This is a genomic window from Qipengyuania marincola, assembly GCF_029688625.1.
In the GTDB taxonomy this organism is placed as follows: Bacteria; Pseudomonadota; Alphaproteobacteria; order Sphingomonadales; family Sphingomonadaceae; genus Qipengyuania.
The window spans coordinates 45,935-61,225 of the sequence record NZ_JARULC010000004.1 but is presented as its reverse complement, the minus strand read 5'-3'; the positions used below and the strand labels follow the sequence as shown (position 1 = coordinate 61,225).

Annotated in this window: 16 protein-coding genes; 8 read left to right on the top strand and 8 right to left on the bottom strand. The window is 63.0% G+C overall.

Going from position 1 to position 15,291, the window contains the following annotated elements:
* The first annotated feature begins 98 nt into the window (after window positions 1–98).
* Entirely contained in the window at window positions 99–1,493 is a 1,395-nt protein-coding gene (locus P8Q88_RS14455) for a methyl-accepting chemotaxis protein (protein ID WP_278324560.1), read from the top strand.
* Here the strand turns inward: P8Q88_RS14455 and P8Q88_RS14450 are convergent.
* Together P8Q88_RS14450 and P8Q88_RS14445 are read right to left on the bottom strand one after the other, a co-directional pair.
* Window positions 1,478–1,924, bottom strand: a complete 447-nt coding sequence (locus tag P8Q88_RS14450; RefSeq protein ID WP_278324559.1) for a GFA family protein — start codon at window positions 1,922–1,924, stop codon at window positions 1,478–1,480. The genes P8Q88_RS14455 and P8Q88_RS14450 overlap by 16 nt on opposite strands.
* Entirely contained in the window at window positions 1,924–2,790 is an 867-nt protein-coding gene (locus P8Q88_RS14445) for an AAA family ATPase (protein WP_278324558.1), read from the bottom strand. Before P8Q88_RS14445 ends, P8Q88_RS14450 begins: the two co-directional genes overlap by 1 nt.
* Window positions 2,791–2,891: 101 nt before the next feature.
* On the opposite strand from P8Q88_RS14445, the gene P8Q88_RS14440 reads away from it, so the two are divergent.
* Complete coding sequence (locus P8Q88_RS14440; RefSeq protein ID WP_278324557.1) at window positions 2,892–4,112, top strand: bifunctional alpha/beta hydrolase/OsmC family protein; 1,221 nt, start codon at window positions 2,892–2,894, stop codon at window positions 4,110–4,112.
* Here the strand turns inward: P8Q88_RS14440 and parE are convergent.
* On the bottom strand, window positions 4,109–6,100 hold the full coding sequence (parE, locus tag P8Q88_RS14435) for a DNA topoisomerase IV subunit B (protein WP_278324556.1): 1,992 nt from the start codon (window positions 6,098–6,100) through the stop codon (window positions 4,109–4,111). The two genes, P8Q88_RS14440 and parE, sit on opposite strands and share 4 nt — an antisense overlap.
* A 64-nt stretch (window positions 6,101–6,164) precedes the next feature.
* A complete protein-coding gene (locus P8Q88_RS14430) occupies window positions 6,165–7,322 on the bottom strand; it encodes a penicillin-binding protein activator (protein WP_278324555.1) in 1,158 nt (385 codons plus the stop codon).
* Window positions 7,323–7,359: 37 nt separating this feature from the next.
* On the opposite strand from P8Q88_RS14430, the gene rsmI reads away from it, so the two are divergent.
* From rsmI to gshB, 3 genes are read left to right on the top strand one after another with little or no spacing between them, the layout of a single operon-like run.
* Window positions 7,360–8,211 carry a 16S rRNA (cytidine(1402)-2'-O)-methyltransferase gene (rsmI, locus tag P8Q88_RS14425; RefSeq protein ID WP_278324554.1) on the top strand — a complete coding sequence of 284 codons (852 nt, stop codon included), beginning with the start codon at window positions 7,360–7,362 and terminating at the stop codon, window positions 8,209–8,211.
* The gene (locus P8Q88_RS14420) at window positions 8,208–8,558 is read left to right on the top strand and encodes a YraN family protein (RefSeq protein WP_278324553.1); all 351 of its coding nucleotides are present in this window, start codon (window positions 8,208–8,210) and stop codon (window positions 8,556–8,558) included. Before rsmI ends, P8Q88_RS14420 begins: the two co-directional genes overlap by 4 nt.
* A gap of 10 nt (window positions 8,559–8,568) precedes the next feature.
* Window positions 8,569–9,537, top strand: a complete 969-nt coding sequence (gene gshB / locus P8Q88_RS14415; protein WP_278324552.1) for a glutathione synthase — start codon at window positions 8,569–8,571, stop codon at window positions 9,535–9,537.
* A 10-nt stretch (window positions 9,538–9,547) separates the two neighbouring features.
* Here gshB and P8Q88_RS14410 read toward each other — a convergent pair whose 3' ends face one another.
* Both P8Q88_RS14410 and hemW read right to left on the bottom strand, forming a co-directional pair.
* The gene (locus tag P8Q88_RS14410; RefSeq protein WP_278324551.1) at window positions 9,548–10,444 is read right to left on the bottom strand and encodes a tyrosine recombinase XerC; all 897 of its coding nucleotides are present in this window, start codon (window positions 10,442–10,444) and stop codon (window positions 9,548–9,550) included.
* Window positions 10,441–11,595 (bottom strand): radical SAM family heme chaperone HemW, encoded by a 1,155-nt coding sequence (gene hemW, locus P8Q88_RS14405; protein WP_278324550.1) that lies wholly within the window; start codon window positions 11,593–11,595, stop codon window positions 10,441–10,443. Before hemW ends, P8Q88_RS14410 begins: the two co-directional genes overlap by 4 nt.
* Window positions 11,596–11,641: 46 nt before the next feature.
* On the opposite strand from hemW, the gene P8Q88_RS14400 reads away from it, so the two are divergent.
* A complete protein-coding gene (locus P8Q88_RS14400) occupies window positions 11,642–12,196 on the top strand; it encodes a CAP domain-containing protein (protein ID WP_278324549.1) in 555 nt (184 codons plus the stop codon).
* Window positions 12,197–12,199: 3 nt separating this feature from the next.
* Here P8Q88_RS14400 and rdgB read toward each other — a convergent pair whose 3' ends face one another.
* Both rdgB and rph read right to left on the bottom strand, forming a co-directional pair.
* Window positions 12,200–12,826 carry an RdgB/HAM1 family non-canonical purine NTP pyrophosphatase gene (gene rdgB / locus P8Q88_RS14395; protein ID WP_278324548.1) on the bottom strand — a complete coding sequence of 209 codons (627 nt, stop codon included), beginning with the start codon at window positions 12,824–12,826 and terminating at the stop codon, window positions 12,200–12,202.
* A complete protein-coding gene (gene rph / locus P8Q88_RS14390; protein WP_278324547.1) occupies window positions 12,823–13,539 on the bottom strand; it encodes a ribonuclease PH in 717 nt (238 codons plus the stop codon). The genes rdgB and rph overlap by 4 nt, the downstream gene beginning before the upstream one ends.
* Window positions 13,540–13,626: 87 nt before the next feature.
* On the opposite strand from rph, the gene hrcA reads away from it, so the two are divergent.
* Both hrcA and grpE read left to right on the top strand, forming a co-directional pair.
* Window positions 13,627–14,670 carry a heat-inducible transcriptional repressor HrcA gene (gene hrcA, locus P8Q88_RS14385; RefSeq protein ID WP_278324546.1) on the top strand — a complete coding sequence of 348 codons (1,044 nt, stop codon included), beginning with the start codon at window positions 13,627–13,629 and terminating at the stop codon, window positions 14,668–14,670.
* Window positions 14,671–14,682: 12 nt separating this feature from the next.
* Window positions 14,683–15,276: a nucleotide exchange factor GrpE gene (gene grpE, locus P8Q88_RS14380; RefSeq protein WP_278324545.1), complete on the top strand. Its 594-nt coding sequence runs from the start codon at window positions 14,683–14,685 to the stop codon at window positions 15,274–15,276.
* The last annotated feature ends 15 nt before the right edge of the window (window positions 15,277–15,291 follow it).

Sequence of the window (15,291 nt, the reverse complement as noted above, 5' to 3'; positions counted from 1 at the left end):
GCGAAGGGGGCAGATCGTGCCGAACCTTAACTCGACAATAACCAATCCGCGCTAATCCGCCCCTAACAAACCGAACAGGGTCGAAGCGAGCAATGGAAATGCGCCAAGTCAGTCTGGGTGAGGGCACCAGCATCAGCCAGATTCCGGAAAGTTGCGGACGAGTCACGGTCGGTTGCACCGACGTTGCCGGGATCGTGCAGGGCGTCATCGACAGCTTCGGTCATTTGAGAGCCGAATATGTCGAACTGCAGGGAACGGTGCGCGACCTGGACGAGGACCAGCGCAAGGTGCTCGAGGCCACGGATGAAGCGCGCCTGCTGTCCGAACGGGCCATCGACCGCCTGTCGCAGGGATCCGAACTGATCGGCAATTCGCTGGGCCAGATCGGAAATTTGCTCGAACTGGTTCAGACGCTGACGCAGCATGTCACGGGCTTTGCCGCAGCGATGGACCAGGTCCGGCGCAGCTCGCAGGAAATCGACCAGATCGCGGAAACGACCAATATCCTGGCGCTCAATGCGACTATCGAGGCGATGCGCGCAGGCGAACAGGGCCGCACCTTCGCCGTGGTTGCCAATGAAGTGAAATCGCTGGCGAACGAAACCCGGCGCGCAACCGAGGAAATCGGCCGCACGATCGATACGCTCGGCGGCGAAGCAGCGCAGGTGATCGAGAAGATCCAGGTCGGTGCCACCGCAAGTGCGGAAGCCAAAAGCTCCGTATCGGCCATTGAACGCACCCTCAGCGGCGTGACCGAGCTGATCGGCGAGGTGGACCAGCAACAGGATCTTATCGCGCGCAATTCGGCAACGATCTCCGAGCACGTTCACCGGGTGCAGGACGTGCTTGGCGATTTCGACTCGGCGGTCAGCGACAATGAGGCGAAGCTTGCCACCGCGCATGACCGGATGGAGGAACTCGAGCTCACCGCGAGCGAGATGTTCGACACGCTGGTGAAGGCCGGCCTGTCGCCGCAAGACAGCCAGATGGTCGAGAAGGCCCAAGGCATCGCCCAGGAGCTGGTGGACATCGCGACGAAGGCCTTGGCCGAAGGCACGCTGACCATGGATCAGTTGTTCGACCAGAATTACCGGGAGGTTCCCGGTACGGATCCCAAGTTGTATCGCACCAATTTTTCCGATTGGGCGGATAAACACTGGCGCCCAGTGAATGACGCTGTCACCGCCGAAGGTGGCGCGATCGTCATGTGCACGCAGGCGGATATGAACGGGTTTCTTCCAACCCACATTACCGATCGGTCGCGCAAGCCGATTGGCGACCTGGCGCACGACACGAAATATTGCCGCAACGGCCGCATCATCATGGAAGGCATCGACAATGTCGCGAAGACGACCAACGATCCCTTTACAATGGCGGTCTATCGCCAGGAAGGCGACGGCAAGAATTACGTGATCGTTCGGGACGTCTATGTGCCTTTGATCATCAATGGCAGACGCTGGGGAGATGTGGAGCTGGCTTACAGCTTCGACTGAGTCGTCCGTTTTGGATTGATAACGGTCGAGCCCGGACCGGATTCGTACACGATCATACCGTCCGGAAATGGAGCCCACGATGGCGCACTTCGTCCCCAGATGATGTAGCTCGGCGGGCAAATCTCCGGATCGTCCAATGTCCCGGCCCGCACTCGCATCGGCTGCGCCATACCGACCACGGTCTTCGAATACATCTGCGACCCGCATTTTTCGCAAAAGCCGCGTTCGACCGTGTTCCCACTGTCAGCGACAAGGCGCATCACCGTCATCGCACCAGAATAGGTCACCGCGTCGGCATCGAACAACACATTGACCGTCGCCATGCCGCTTGCGATGCGCTGGCAATCGCGGCACCAGCAATAGCGTGCGCCCTGCGGGTCGCCTTCGATCGTGAAGCGCACGCTCCCGCAAAGGCATCCGCCTTCATGCATCAGCTTTGGCGGCGCGCCATGAATGCAAGCCGTTCGAACATCATCACGTCCTGCTCGTTTTTCAGCAGAGCGCCGTGCAGCGGCGGGATGGCGCTGTTCGGATTGTTATCCTGCAGCGTCTCGAGCGGCATATCCTCGTTCATCAGCAGCTTGAGCCAATCGAGCAATTCGCTGGTGCTCGGCTTTTTCTTCAGGCCCGGCACTTCGCGCAGCTCGTAGAAGATATCCATCGCCTTCTTGACCAGCGTCTTCTGGATATCGGGATAGTGAACATCGATGATGTCCTGCATCGTCTCGCGATCCGGAAACTTGATATAGTGGAAGAAGCAGCGGCGCAGAAAGGCGTCCGGCAGTTCCTTCTCGTTGTTCGATGTGATCACCACGATCGGACGTTCCTTCGCCTCGATCCGGGTATGCGTTTCATAGACGTCGAAGCTCATCCGATCGAGTTCCTGCAGCAGGTCGTTCGGAAACTCGATGTCGGCCTTGTCGATCTCGTCGATCAGCAGGACGGGCAGCTGTTCGGAAGTGAACGCTTCCCACAGCTTGCCCTTCTTGATGTAATTGGAAATGTCGTGGACGCGCTCGTCGCCCAGCTGGCCGTCGCGCAGGCGGGCGACCGCGTCATATTCGTAAAGGCCCTGCTGCGCCTTCGTGGTCGATTTCACGTTCCATTCGATCAGCGGGGCGTCGAGCGCCTTCGAGATCTCGTGCGCGAGCACGGTCTTCCCCGTGCCCGGCTCGCCCTTGACCAGCAGCGGACGGCGAAGCGTCACGGCCGCGTTCACCGCGACCTTGAGATCCTCGGTCGCAATGTAGGACTTGGTGCCTTCAAAACGGGTCTGTTCGGTAGTCTGGTCGGCCATGGGTTTTCCCTTGCAACTTGACGCGAGCGTTAAGGGGTGGGCACGCGAAGGGCAAGGGGGCGCTGTAACCTTGGCAAGCCCGACAGCGGACTGGAGACATCATGCCGACCGAAACGATCACGATCGATGCTGCCGCCGGGCACAGGCTGGAAGGCTCGCTCGAGCTTCCGACCGGCCTCGTGCGCGGGGCAGCCCTGTTTGCGCACTGCTTTACCTGCACGCGCCAGAGCAAGGCCGCTGTGACCGTAGCGAGGGCGCTGGCCCGGCGCGGCATCGCGACGCTGCGGTTCGATTTCACCGGGCTGGGCGGGAGCGAGGGCGAGTTCGGTCGCGCAGGATTTGCCACCGATGTCAGCGATCTCGTCGAAGCGGCGCGAATGCTGGTCGAGCGTTTCGAAGCCCCGGTCCTGATGATCGGCCATAGCCTGGGTGGCGCGGCGGTGCTGGCCGCGGCGGACGATCTCGGCTTCGACCACGTAGCGGCGATCGCCACGATCGGTGCGCCGAGCGACGTGCCCCACGTCCTCGCCAATATCGATGGCGACATTGACGCCATCCGGGCGGGCGAACCTGCGCCGGTCAAGATCGGCGGTCGCGAGTTCACGCTGAGCAGCGAGTTCATCGAGAAGGTCGAGAGCGTGGACCTCCTCGCGGAAGTGTCGCGCCTGCGAAAACCGCTCCTGTTTCTCCATTCGCCGACCGATCAGATCGTGGGCATCGAACATGCCGGCGCCCTGTTCCAGGCTGCGAAACATCCGAAGAGTTTCGTCAGCTTGGAAGGTGCAGACCATCTTCTCGTGAAGGAAGAGGATGCGCATTTCACGGCCGATGTCATCGCCAGCTGGGCGACGCGTTATCTTCCCATGCGCGACGACTGGCCGCTGCCCGATGAAGGGGTGGTCGTGAAGACCGGCCACGGGAAGTTCGGCACCGAGGTGCACACGGTCTCCCATCGTTTTATCGCCGACGAGCCGCGAAGTTACGGCGGCGACGATACCGGCCCGACGCCTTACGACCTCCTCAACGCGGCGCTGGGTAGCTGCACGGCGATGACTATGAAGATGTATGCCGATCGCAAGGGGTGGCCCCTGGAAGGGGTGACGGTCGGAGTGCGCCACGAGCGCAACCACGCTGAGGAATGCGATCACGTCGAGGCCATGGAGCAGGGCAAGAAGATGCAGGCGCTGCATCGGACGATCGCCATCGAAGGCCCCGACCTCGACGAAGGGCAGCGCGCAAAGCTGATCGAGATCGCGGACAAGTGCCCCGTTCACCGTACGCTGGAGGGTGAGCTCCATGTGCATACAGTACAGTCGGACTAGGCGTCGATCATCTCGCGGTCGAATTCGCCAGCGTTGTTCTGGATGAAATTGAACCGGTGTTCGGGATTGCGACCCATGAGCTGGTCGACCAATTCCTTCACCACCGCACGCTGTTCGAATTCCTGGGGCAAGGTGATACGGATCAGTGAACGCGTATCGGGATTCATGGTGGTTTCGCGCAGCTGAGCCGGATTCATTTCGCCCAGGCCCTTGAAGCGGCCGACCTCGACCTTCTTGCCCTTGAACACCGTTTCCTCAAGCTCGCGGCGGTGCTCGTCATCGCGGGCGTAGCGGCTCTCCTTGCCGGCGGTGAGGCGGTAGAGCGGCGGTTGCGCAAGATACAGATGCCCATTCCGGACCACCTCGGCCATTTCCTGAAAGAAGAACGTCATCAGCAGGGTCGCGATATGCGCTCCATCGACGTCCGCGTCGGTCATGATGATGATCCGGTCGTAGCGAAGATTCTCGGGATCGCAGTCCTTTCGCGTGCCGCAGCCCATCGCGAGCGTCAGGTCGGCGATCTCGCTGTTCGCGCGAATCTTGTCGGCAGTCGCGCTGGCGACGTTGAGGATCTTGCCGCGGATCGGCAGGATCGCCTGCGTCTTGCGGTCGCGCGCCTGCTTGGCGCTGCCACCTGCTGAATCGCCCTCGACGATGAAAAGTTCGGTCTCGCCATCGCCTTCGCCCGAGCAATCGGTGAGTTTGCCGGGTAAGCGCAATTTCTTGGCGTTGGTCGCGGTCTTGCGCTTGACCTCGCGCTCCTGCTTCCTCCGCAAGCGCTCGTCCATCCGCTCCATGACCTGGCCAAGCAGGGCTTTGCCGCGATCCATATTGTCGGTGAGAAAGTGGTCGAAATGGTCGCGCACCGCATTCTCGACCAGCTTGGCGGCCTCGGGCGAAGTGAGGCGGTCCTTGGTTTGGCTCTGGAACTGCGGATCGCGAATGAAGACGCTGAGCATGACCTCAGCGCCTGTCATCACGTCGTCGGCGGTCAGGTCTTTCGATTTCTTGATGCCGGTCAGTTCGCCGAAGGCCCGCAGCCCCTTGGTGAGTGCTGCGCGCAGGCCCTGCTCGTGCGTCCCGCCGTCGGGCGTCGGCACGGTATTGCAGTACCAGCTGGTCGATCCGTCGGAGAAGAGAGGCCAGGCGATCGCCCATTCGACCCGCCCTTGCTGGGCGCCGTCGCCCATTGCCGGGAATTCCTGACTGCCGGCGAAGGGCTGTGCGGTGACGCATTCACGCCCATTGATCTGTTCGGCCAGATGATCCGCAAGGCCGCCGGGAAACTTGAACACCGCTTCTTCCGGCACGTCGTCGGAAGCGAGGCTTGGCGCACATTTCCATCGGATTTCCACCCCGGCGAAAAGATACGCCTTGGACCGAGCCAGCTTGAACAGGCGCTTGGGGTTGAAGCTGCGATCCCCGAAAATCTCGCTGTCGGGCACGAAACTGACGGTGGTGCCGCGCCGGTTGGGTGCTGCGCCGATCTCAATGAGCGCGCCGGTCGGATGACCCTTCGCAAACTCCTGCGCATAAAGCGTCTTGTCGCGCGCCACCTCGACCCGCGTGTCGCTGCTCAACGCATTTACCACGCTCACGCCAACGCCATGCAGTCCCCCGCTGGTGGCATAGGCCTTGCCGGAAAACTTGCCCCCCGAATGCAAGGTCGTGAGGATGACCTCGAGCGTGGACTTGCCGGGATATTTCGGATGCTCGCCCACCGGGATGCCGCGGCCATTGTCCGAGATCGTGACCTTGTTGCCTTCATCGAGCCGCATCTCGATCCGGCTGGCGTGTCCCGCGACCGCCTCGTCCATCGCATTGTCGAGCACTTCGGCAACGAGGTGATGGAGCGCGCGGTCGTCCGTGCCCCCGATATACATGCCCGGACGGCGACGGACGGGCTCGAGCCCTTCCAGCACCTCGATGGAGGAGGCGTCATAGTCGCCGCTCGACGTCGGCGTGTTCTCGAAAAGATCGTCGGACATGCGCGCGTCTATATCGCGCCTGTCGTGCAAGCGACAAGCGCGCGGCCCCCTTTATCCGCGCCGATCAGAAGCCGGACGGCGCGCTGTCCACCACAACGACCCCGCGATCGCGCACTTCGCGCACCTCCATCGCCCGCTCGACCACGCCGGCACGATTGAAGCGGAAGGCGCCATCGAGACCGAGAAATCCGTCTGAAGACTGCAATGCGCGCACCGGGAAGGGGGTGCCCACGCTCCAGTCGCGAGCAACGCGCAAGGTCAGCAATACGGCATCGTAGCCGAGCGTCGCGATCCTGAAGGGCTGCCCACCGAAGCGCGCCTCGTAACTGTCGACGAAGCGCTTGTAGCGATCGTCGGAAACGGCCGAGAACAGCGCGCCCTCCATCGCCGATGCACGCGGGATCGAGCCTTCTCCGCTCCACAGTTCAGTGCCGAGCAGGCAGGCCGTGCTTCCGCTGGATTTCAGTGTGCCCGCAGCTTGTATCGCGAGACGCGCGCCATCGGCGATGAGCACGCTATCGTACCCGCCGTGATCCTGCAGCCTCTGCGCGGCGCTGACGATGGAAGTATTTCCACGCGAGTAGCGCTCGGTCCACACGACGCGTCCGCCATAGGCTGCGGTGGACCGCCGCATGGCTTCCTCGGCCCGTTCGCCATAAGCGCCATCCGGCGCGATGATGGCGAAATTGTTCGCGCCGCGCCCGCGCGCGTACTGCACCGTGCGCATGATCGATTGTTCGGGAATGTGGCCCATGATGAAAACATCCGGCCCTGCAGCACTGGTATCGTTCGAGAATGAGACGACCGGCACGTCGGCGGCCCGCGCAACCGAAAGGATCGAGGGAATATTGCTTCCCAACAGCGGCCCGAGGATCAGGCTGTTGCCCTCCGCCACGGCCTGCCGGGCCGCACTTTCAGGGCCGCGCGCAGTGTCATAAGTCGTTATCCGCAGATTGTCGGCACCCGTATCGAGCAATGCCATTGTCGTGGCATTGGCGATGGCCTGTCCGACATTCCCGTTAGAGCCCGACATCGGCACCAGCAGGGCGACCCGATGGCGTTGCTGGTCCTGTGGCAGGGCGGTCTCGCTGGGCGCGGGGGTGGGCGCGGTTTCCACCGGGCCGGGCCGCTCGGCCCCCCGGGGGATGACCGCGCAACCGGCAAGCAGCGTCGCGAGGGCAGTGGCGGCGAAGGTTCTCCGGTCGATAGTCCAGCGCTTCATCTTGCCGCCTCCCGTGCGAATGGTTCATGGGGAAGGGGTGAGCGAAACCCCACCCCCTGAAAAAAGCCTCGATCCGGGGCTGTATATCGTGGCCACGCCAATCGGCAACCTCGGCGATATCACCCTGCGCGCTATCGAGGTGCTCAAGGCTTGCGACGGTGTCGCCTGCGAAGACACGCGGATAACCGGCAAGCTGCTCAAGCACTTGGGCATCTCAAAGCCTCTGTGGCGCTATGACGATCACAGCGAGCACCGGGACCGGCGGCGGCTGGTGGACTCCATGCAGACGCGCGCGGTGGCGCTGGTCAGCGATGCAGGCACGCCACTGGTCAGCGACCCGGGATTTCGCCTGGTCAACGATTGCCATTCGGAAGGCATTCAAGTCACCGCCATTCCCGGGCCATGCGCCGCTATCATGGGCCTGACCTTATCGGGTCTGCCGAACGACCGTTTCATGTTTGCCGGCTTCTTGCCGAACAAGGACAAGGCCCGGCGCGAGTATCTCGAAGGTCTGGCCTCGATCGACAGCACGCTGGTCTTCTACGAAACCGCGCCGAGGCTGCTGAAATCGCTCGATGCCATCGCGACATCGCTGCCCAATCGCGAGGTGACGGTCGCCCGCGAACTCACCAAGCTGCATGAGGACGTGAGGCGAGGGCTGCCGCACGGTCTGATGGCCTGGTACGAAGCCAATCCGCCGAAGGGTGAGATCGTCCTGCTTGTCGGACCACCCGTCCGGGTCGAGACGACCGATGCCGATGCGGATGCCCTGCTGCTCGAAGCGCTGGAGACCCTTAAGCCATCCCAAGCCGCAGCGCAGGTGGCGAAGCGAACCGGGCTCGACCGCAAAGCGCTCTACACGCGCGCGCTTGGCCTGCGCAGCGAATGAAGCGCCAGCTCGCCGAAAAGAGCGGACGAGACGCAGAAGCCCGCGCGGCTTTCTGGCTCAAGGCCAAGGGCTGGCAGATCGTCGATAGGAGAGTAAAGACACCGGCTGGCGAGATCGATCTCGTCGCGAAGCGCGGTTCCGTCGTCGCTTTCGTCGAGGTCAAATGGCGCCGCAAGCGGACCGATCTCGATTACGCGATCGACGAATACCGCCTGTCGCGCGTGGCGGCCGCGGCGGAAGCGGTCGCTCATCACTATGCCGGGAACGGAGAAGATGTCCGCATCGACGTGATCCTGCTTGCACCAGGCAGCTTCCCCCGCCACATCGCCAACGCATGGCAACCCTGAGGAGCCGCCAATGAAGTTGCGTGTCGCCGTCCAGATGGACCCGCTGGAGAGCATCAACATCGCGGGTGACAGCTCTTTCGCCCTGATGCTGGCGGCGCAGGCGCGAGGGCACGAGGTATGGCATTACGATTTCGCGACACTGGCTTACGAGAGTGACGGCACCTCTCACGGCAAGATCACGGCGCATGCCGCGCCGGTCACGGTCCAGCGGGTGGAAGGTGATCATTTCACCGCCGGGGAACGGCGCCGGATCGACCTGGCGCAGGACATCGACGTTGTCCTCATGCGGCAGGACCCGCCATTTCACCTCGGCTATATCACCGCCGCCTTTCTCCTCGACCGGCTGAAGGGGACTACGCTGGTGGTGAACGACCCGCGCGAGGTGGTGAATGCGCCTGAGAAGATGTTCGTTCTCGACTACGCGCAATATATGCCGCCGACGCTGGTCGCGCGACACATCGATGACCTGCGGGCATTCCAGAGGAAACATGGTTCGGTCGTCGTGAAGCCGCTGCACGGCAATGGCGGCAAGGCGATCTTTCGCCTCGATGCCGATGGCACCAATCTGAGCGCGCTGAGCGAGGTTTTCGACCAGACCTGGCCCGAGCCGCATATGGTTCAGCCTTTCCTGCCCGAGGTGAGCGAGGGCGACAAGCGTATCGTTCTCGTGGATGGAGAATTTGTAGGGGCGATCAATCGCTTCCCGGGCGAAGGTGAGTTCCGTTCGAACCTTGCGCAGGGCGGACACGCTGAATCGACGACCCTTACCGCGGCCGAAGAGGAAATCTGCGCTGCCATGGGTCCGGAACTCAAGCGGCGCGGTCTCGTGTTCGTGGGTATCGACGTGATCGGCGGCAAATGGCTGACCGAAATCAACGTCACATCGCCCACCGGCATCGTCGCGATCGATCGCTTCAATGGCACCGATACTGCAGCGCTGATCTGGGATGCGATCGAGCGACGGCACGCGGCCCTTTGATCGATCATCCTCAGTCCCGGTCGCGGGGATGTGCCTTGCGGTAGGTGTCAAGCAGGCTGGCGGCGTCGACCTGCGTATAGATTTGCGTGGACCCCAAGCTCGCGTGGCCGAGCAGTTCCTGCAGGCTGCGCAGATCGGCCCCGGCACCAAGCAGATGGGTGGCAAAGCTATGCCTCAGCGCATGCGGAGTGGCCGTGGCGGGCAGGCCAAGCGCCTTGCGCGCCCGGGCGACCGCCTTCTGAACCATCCCCTGGCTGAGCGCGCCGCCCCTCGCTCCGCGAAACAGGGGGGCATCGGACTCCAGTGGCCAGGGACACTGCTTCGCGTATTCATCGACCGCCTCGGCTACGACAGGCAGGATCGGAACGCCCCTCTCCTTGCCGCCCTTGCCGGTGACGAGCAGTCTTTCGCCTAGCGGATATGCCGCCCCGGTGAGTGCCAGAGCCTCTGCAATGCGCAGGCCTGCGCCATAGAGCAACAACAGCACGGCGCGGTCGCGCGCGCCGATCCAGCTGTCGGCGGATAGCGCCTCGACCGTGTCCGCGAGACCGACCGCATCATCGGGCGTGACAGGGCGCGGCAGTCCCTTCTTGATCCGCGGCCCGCGCATACGCGGCGGATCGGTGACCTCGTGCCCGGCCTCTGCGCGAGCGAAAGCGATGAAGCTCTTGAGCGCGGAAAGCTCGTGCGCGGCGGAGCTGTTCGCCAGTCCGTCGGCCCGTCGCGACGCCAGATGCGTACGGAGACGCGCTGGCGTCAATCCGGCGATGGCGTCCCAGTCGCCGAGCCCGAGGCGCGTAACAAGTCGCTCGGCTGCTCGCGTATAGGCGCGCACCGTATGCGGCGAGCGACGCCGACCGAGCGCAAGATGATCGTGCCAGGCGGCAAGCAGGTCCGCCCTGCTCATGACGCCACGAGATCTGCCGGAACAAGTTCTCCAAGCAGGGCGTCGAGGAGGGGCATACCTTGCGGCGTGACGCCAATCCGCCCGCCTTCAACCCGGACGAGGCCGAGGCTGCGGTAAAGGTCCAGCTTGGAAGGTTCGATCAGAGCGTCTCCGTCCATCTCGAAGCGAGCGGCGAGCGCATCGAGGTCGACCCCTTCGGCAAGGCGCAAGCCCATCAGCAACGCCTCCGAAGCCTGTTCCCGCAGACCCAGCTGGCGATGCTCGGCTATTCCGTGTCCCTTGGCCTCGACCGCACTGAGGAAATTCTCTGGCTTGCGATGGCGCATCGTCGCAATTCCCGAACGTCGGCCATGAGCGCCCGGCCCGATGCCGAGATAGTCCTGGTATCGCCAGTAGGTAAGGTTGTGGCGACTTTCCTCGCCGCAGCGCGCGTGATTGCTGGTCTCGTAGGCGGGTAGTCCGGCAGCCGCTGTCATCTCGCGAGTCAGCGCAAAAAGGTCGGCTGCACGATCATCGTCGAGGGGGTCGAAAAGACCGCGTCGAACATCGGTCGCAAATCGCGTCGCCGGCTCTATCGTCAGCTGGTAGAGCGACATATGACCTGTCCCGAGGGCGATTGCTTCGGTCAGCTCCGTTTCCCATTCGCGGACCGACTGATCGGGCCGCGCATAGATCAGATCGACCGAGACCCGCTTGAAATGTTGCTGTGCCGTGGCCACTGCATCCAGCGCTTCGCGGACACCATGCAGCCTGCCGAGAAAACGGAGCGCTTCGTCTCGCAGGCTCTGCACCCCGAGCGAGACGCGATTGATTCCCGCAGATGCCAGCACCGCGAAGTTGGCCGCTTCGACGGAGGAGGGATTGGCCTCGAGCGTGATCTCAATATCTGGTTCGAAACCCCAGATACGCTCGGCTTCGTCAAGCAGTCTCGAGACGAGGGCCGGGGGCATGAGCGACGGTGTTCCCCCGCCAAAAAAGATACTTGTGAGACGTTCTTTGCCTGGCGTAACAAGTCTTTCGTGCCGCATGTCGGCGAGCAACGCAGCCTCCCAGGCAGCCATGTCCGTCTCGGATCGAACATGGCTGTTGAAGTCGCAATAGGGGCATTTTGCGAGGCAGAACGGCCAGTGGATGTATAGTGCGCGCGCCAAAACCGTCTTCAGCCTATCTTAACCCAGAATGCCGAAAATAGTGGGCATGAGCGGGTCGAAAAATTGGAAAACGCCGATAATCGGCGCGATTGGGTTGCTTTCTGCCACGGCTATCGGCGTTGCTGCAAGCGCATCGTCGTCGTCGCAGTTGCGCACCAGCGATGTTCGCACGGCTTCGCGTATCCTTGACGCGCACAACCAGGAGCGCGATCGCCTCCGCCTGCCCAGATTGAAATGGAACGTCCACCTGGAGCGCGAGGCGCATCGCTGGGCGCATGAACTTTCCCGCAAGGGCAGATTGCAGCATGCCGATCATACTGCACGCGACGGCACGGGCGAGAACCTGTGGATGGGCACGGCGGGCCACTGGTCTCCCGATATGGCGGTAGGGCGTTTCATCGAAGAAAAGAAACACTATCGGCACGGCAGCTTCCCCCATATCTCGCGGACGGGAAACTGGGCTGATGTGGCGCATTACACTCAGATTGTATGGCGCGACACGCAGGAAGTCGGCTGCGCCTGGGTGACCGCGAGAGGCAATGATATTCTGGTCTGCCGGTATTGGCCGGCCGGCAATGTCTGGGGCCGCAAAGCCTACTGAAGCCTAGCCGAACTGTTCGGCGACCAATTTGGCGAAAGCATCGGCACGATGGCTGATGGCGTGTTTCTCCGCCGGATCGAGCTCTGCAAACGTTTCTTCGCGCCCCTGCGGCACGAAAACCGGATCATAGCCGAAACCCATGGTCCCGCGCGGCGGCCATGTCAGGGAGCCCGGCGCCGTACCTTCATAGATCGCATGGTCCCCGTCCGGCCATGCAATGGCCAGCACGCAGTGGAAGGCGCATGAGCGATCGATATCGGCGCCCTTGGCCTGCAGCATGCCTTCGACCTTGCCCATGGCCATATACCAGTCACGTCCGGGATCGCCTTCGAACCACTGCCGCTCTGCCCAGTCAGCGGTGTAGACCCCCGGGCGCCCGTCCAGCGCATCGACTGCCAGGCCGCTGTCATCGGCAAGCGCCGCAAGGCCCGAGGCTTCTGCTGCGGCGCGCGCCTTGATCAGCGCGTTTTGCACGAATGTCGTCCCGGTCTCCGGCGGCTCGGGCAGCCCGAGCGATCCGGCCGAAATGCATTTCACGCCATAGGGCTCCAACAGCGCGCCAATCTCTTTCAGCTTTCCCGCATTGTGCGTGGCAATCACGAGCGATCCGGAGCCCAGGCGACGTGTCACTTGCGAACGGCCTCGTCCTGCGCGCGGAAAATATCGGCACAGCCCATCTGTGCGAGACGCAGCAGGCGCAGGAAGGCTTCCTCGTCATAGGGTGCGCCCTCGGCGGTGGCTTGGGCCTCGGCAATCTTGCCGCCCTCGATCAGCACGAAATTGGCGTCGGCATCGGCGCTGCTATCCTCGGGATAGTCGAGGTCGAGCACCGGTGTGCCCTTGTAGATACCGCAGGAAATGGCTGCGACCTTGGCGGTGATCGGATCCTGCGTGATTGCGCCCGATTTCATCAGCCCGTCGATCGCGAGGCGGAGCGCAACCCATGCACCCGAGATGGACGCCGTGCGCGTGCCGCCATCGGCCTGGATGACATCGCAATCGAGCGTGATCTGCCGCTCGCCGAGCTTCTTCATGTCCACCACCGCTCGCAGAGACCGGCCGATGAGGCGCTGGATTTCCTGTGTCCGCCCGCTCTGCTTTCCCTTGGCGGCTTCCCGCTGGCCGCGTGTGTGGGTGGCGCGGGGCAGCATGGAATATTCGCCAGTGACCCAGCCTTCGCCCTTGCCGCGCAACCAGGGCGGAATTCGTTCTTCGACGCTCGCAGTGCACAGCACCCGCGTTTCGCCGAAGCTGATCAGGCAGCTGCCTTCGGCGTGCTTGGTATAGCCAGTTTCAATGGTGATGGCGCGCATTTCGTCTGGCGCCCGGCCGGAAGGTCGCATTCTCGTATCTCCAATACAGTCGAATCTCGCGGAGGCGTGTGGCGCATGGGTCTTGAGGCCGCAAGAGGAAGGGTTAGATATGGCGGAATGAATTCGCCCTCGCTTACCGACCTGTCCGACCGGGCACGCGATATCTTCCGCCTGGTGGTGGAAGGCTATCTCGACAGCGGGCAGCCGGTGGGTTCGAAAACGCTTGCCGGCGATCGCGGGCTCAATCTGTCGCCGGCCTCGATCCGCAACGTCCTCGCCGATCTGGAGGCGAGGGGGCTGCTTGCTGCGCCCCATACCAGCGCTGGCAGGATGCCGACCGAAAGCGGCTTGCGGCTGTTCGTCGACGCGATGATGCAGGTGGCAGAACCGACGGCGGAAGAACGCGCCGCGATCGAGCAGCGCCTCGCCGAGCCCGGCCCGATAGAGCGCGCGCTGGAAGAGACGTCGGCGCTGCTGTCCGACCTCTCGGGCGCCGCCGGCATGGTGATGGTGCCGCGGCGCGAACCGCGCCTCGCGCAGGTTTCGCTGACGCCGCTCGATGCCCAACGGGTTCTGGCGGTCCTGGTGGGTGAGGACGGGCATATCGAGAACCGCGTTCTGAACCTGTCGGCCGCGATGCTGGGGACGTCGCTCGAACAGGCCAGCAATTACCTCACGGCGCGCACGAATGGCCGGACGCTGGCCGAGGCAGCCAGGCTCGTCGAAAAGGAAATCGCCTCCGGCCGCTCCGCCCTCGATGAAGCGAGCCGGGATCTCGTCCGTCGGGGTATCGCTACATGGACGCAGGACTCGGCGCAGCGGCCTGTGCTGATCGTTCGGGGGCAAGCCAATCTTCTCGACGACGGCGCCCTGTCCGACATCGAACGTGTTCGATCGCTGCTCGACGAGCTTGAGAACAAGCAATCGGTTTCCGAACTGCTTGAGCGCGCGCAGCGTGCCGAGGCGATGCGCATCTTCATCGGGAGCGAGAATCGCCTCTTCTCGCTGTCCGGCTCGTCGGTCATCGCCGCGCCCTATCGTGACCGGGAGGGCAAGGTTGTCGGCGTACTGGGGGTCATCGGGCCGACTCGGTTGAATTACGCGCGGGTCGTCCCCATGGTGGATTTCACGGCCCGATCCTTGGGCAAGAGAATTGGCTGACAGGGTTTACCAGTGACAGACGAGAACAAGAACGAACCGCATGAAAAGGCGGTCGACGATGAAATGGCGCGCGAAATGGAAGGCGTGCCCGAGCATTTGCGCGACGATGGTCCGGGCGAAGAGGACAACAGCCTCGAAGATGCGCTCGCCAACTTGAAGGGCGATCTCGACAAGGCGATGCAGGACGTTCTCTATGCGCGCGCCGAAACCCAGAATGTGCGTCGCCGGCTTGAAAAAGACGTGCAGGATGCGCGCAATTACGGTGCGACCAGTTTTGCCCGGGATATTCTCAGCGTGGCCGACAATCTGTCGCGCGCGCTGGATCATGTGCCCGAGGACCTGCGCGAGAGCGACAAGGCGAAGAATTTCATCGCCGGGATCGAGGCGACCATGCGCGAACTGGAAAAGGTCTTCGCGCAGAATGGCATCACGCGGATTGCGGCGCAGGGCATGCCGCTGGACCCCAACCAGCATCAGGCGATGATGGAAGTGCCGACCGACGAAGCGGAGCCCGGCACGATCGTGCAGGAAATGCAGGCCGGCTACATGATCAGAGATCGCCTGTTGCGTCCGGCCATGGTCGGCGTGGCCAAGAAGCCAGACTGATCGATCGAAGGGGAG

Excerpts from the sequence above, each read along its gene's own strand:
- P8Q88_RS14440 (WP_278324557.1), top strand. The coding sequence starts at position 2,892 with ATGCCGACCGAAACGATCACGATCGATGCTGCCGCCGGGCACAGGCTG.
- P8Q88_RS14400 (WP_278324549.1), top strand. The coding sequence starts at position 11,642 with ATGAGCGGGTCGAAAAATTGGAAAACGCCGATAATCGGCGCGATTGGG.
- P8Q88_RS14430 (WP_278324555.1), bottom strand. The coding sequence starts at position 7,322 with ATGAAGCGCTGGACTATCGACCGGAGAACCTTCGCCGCCACTGCCCTC.
- P8Q88_RS14455 (WP_278324560.1), top strand. The coding sequence starts at position 99 with ATGCGCCAAGTCAGTCTGGGTGAGGGCACCAGCATCAGCCAGATTCCG.
- P8Q88_RS14410 (WP_278324551.1), bottom strand. The coding sequence starts at position 10,444 with ATGAGCAGGGCGGACCTGCTTGCCGCCTGGCACGATCATCTTGCGCTC.
- P8Q88_RS14420 (WP_278324553.1), top strand. The coding sequence starts at position 8,208 with ATGAAGCGCCAGCTCGCCGAAAAGAGCGGACGAGACGCAGAAGCCCGC.
- P8Q88_RS14445 (WP_278324558.1), bottom strand. The coding sequence starts at position 2,790 with ATGGCCGACCAGACTACCGAACAGACCCGTTTTGAAGGCACCAAGTCC.
- P8Q88_RS14450 (WP_278324559.1), bottom strand. The coding sequence starts at position 1,924 with ATGCATGAAGGCGGATGCCTTTGCGGGAGCGTGCGCTTCACGATCGAA.
- gshB (WP_278324552.1), top strand. The coding sequence starts at position 8,569 with ATGAAGTTGCGTGTCGCCGTCCAGATGGACCCGCTGGAGAGCATCAAC.
- parE (WP_278324556.1), bottom strand. The coding sequence starts at position 6,100 with ATGTCCGACGATCTTTTCGAGAACACGCCGACGTCGAGCGGCGACTAT.
- rph (WP_278324547.1), bottom strand. The coding sequence starts at position 13,539 with ATGCGACCTTCCGGCCGGGCGCCAGACGAAATGCGCGCCATCACCATT.
- hrcA (WP_278324546.1), top strand. The coding sequence starts at position 13,627 with ATGAATTCGCCCTCGCTTACCGACCTGTCCGACCGGGCACGCGATATC.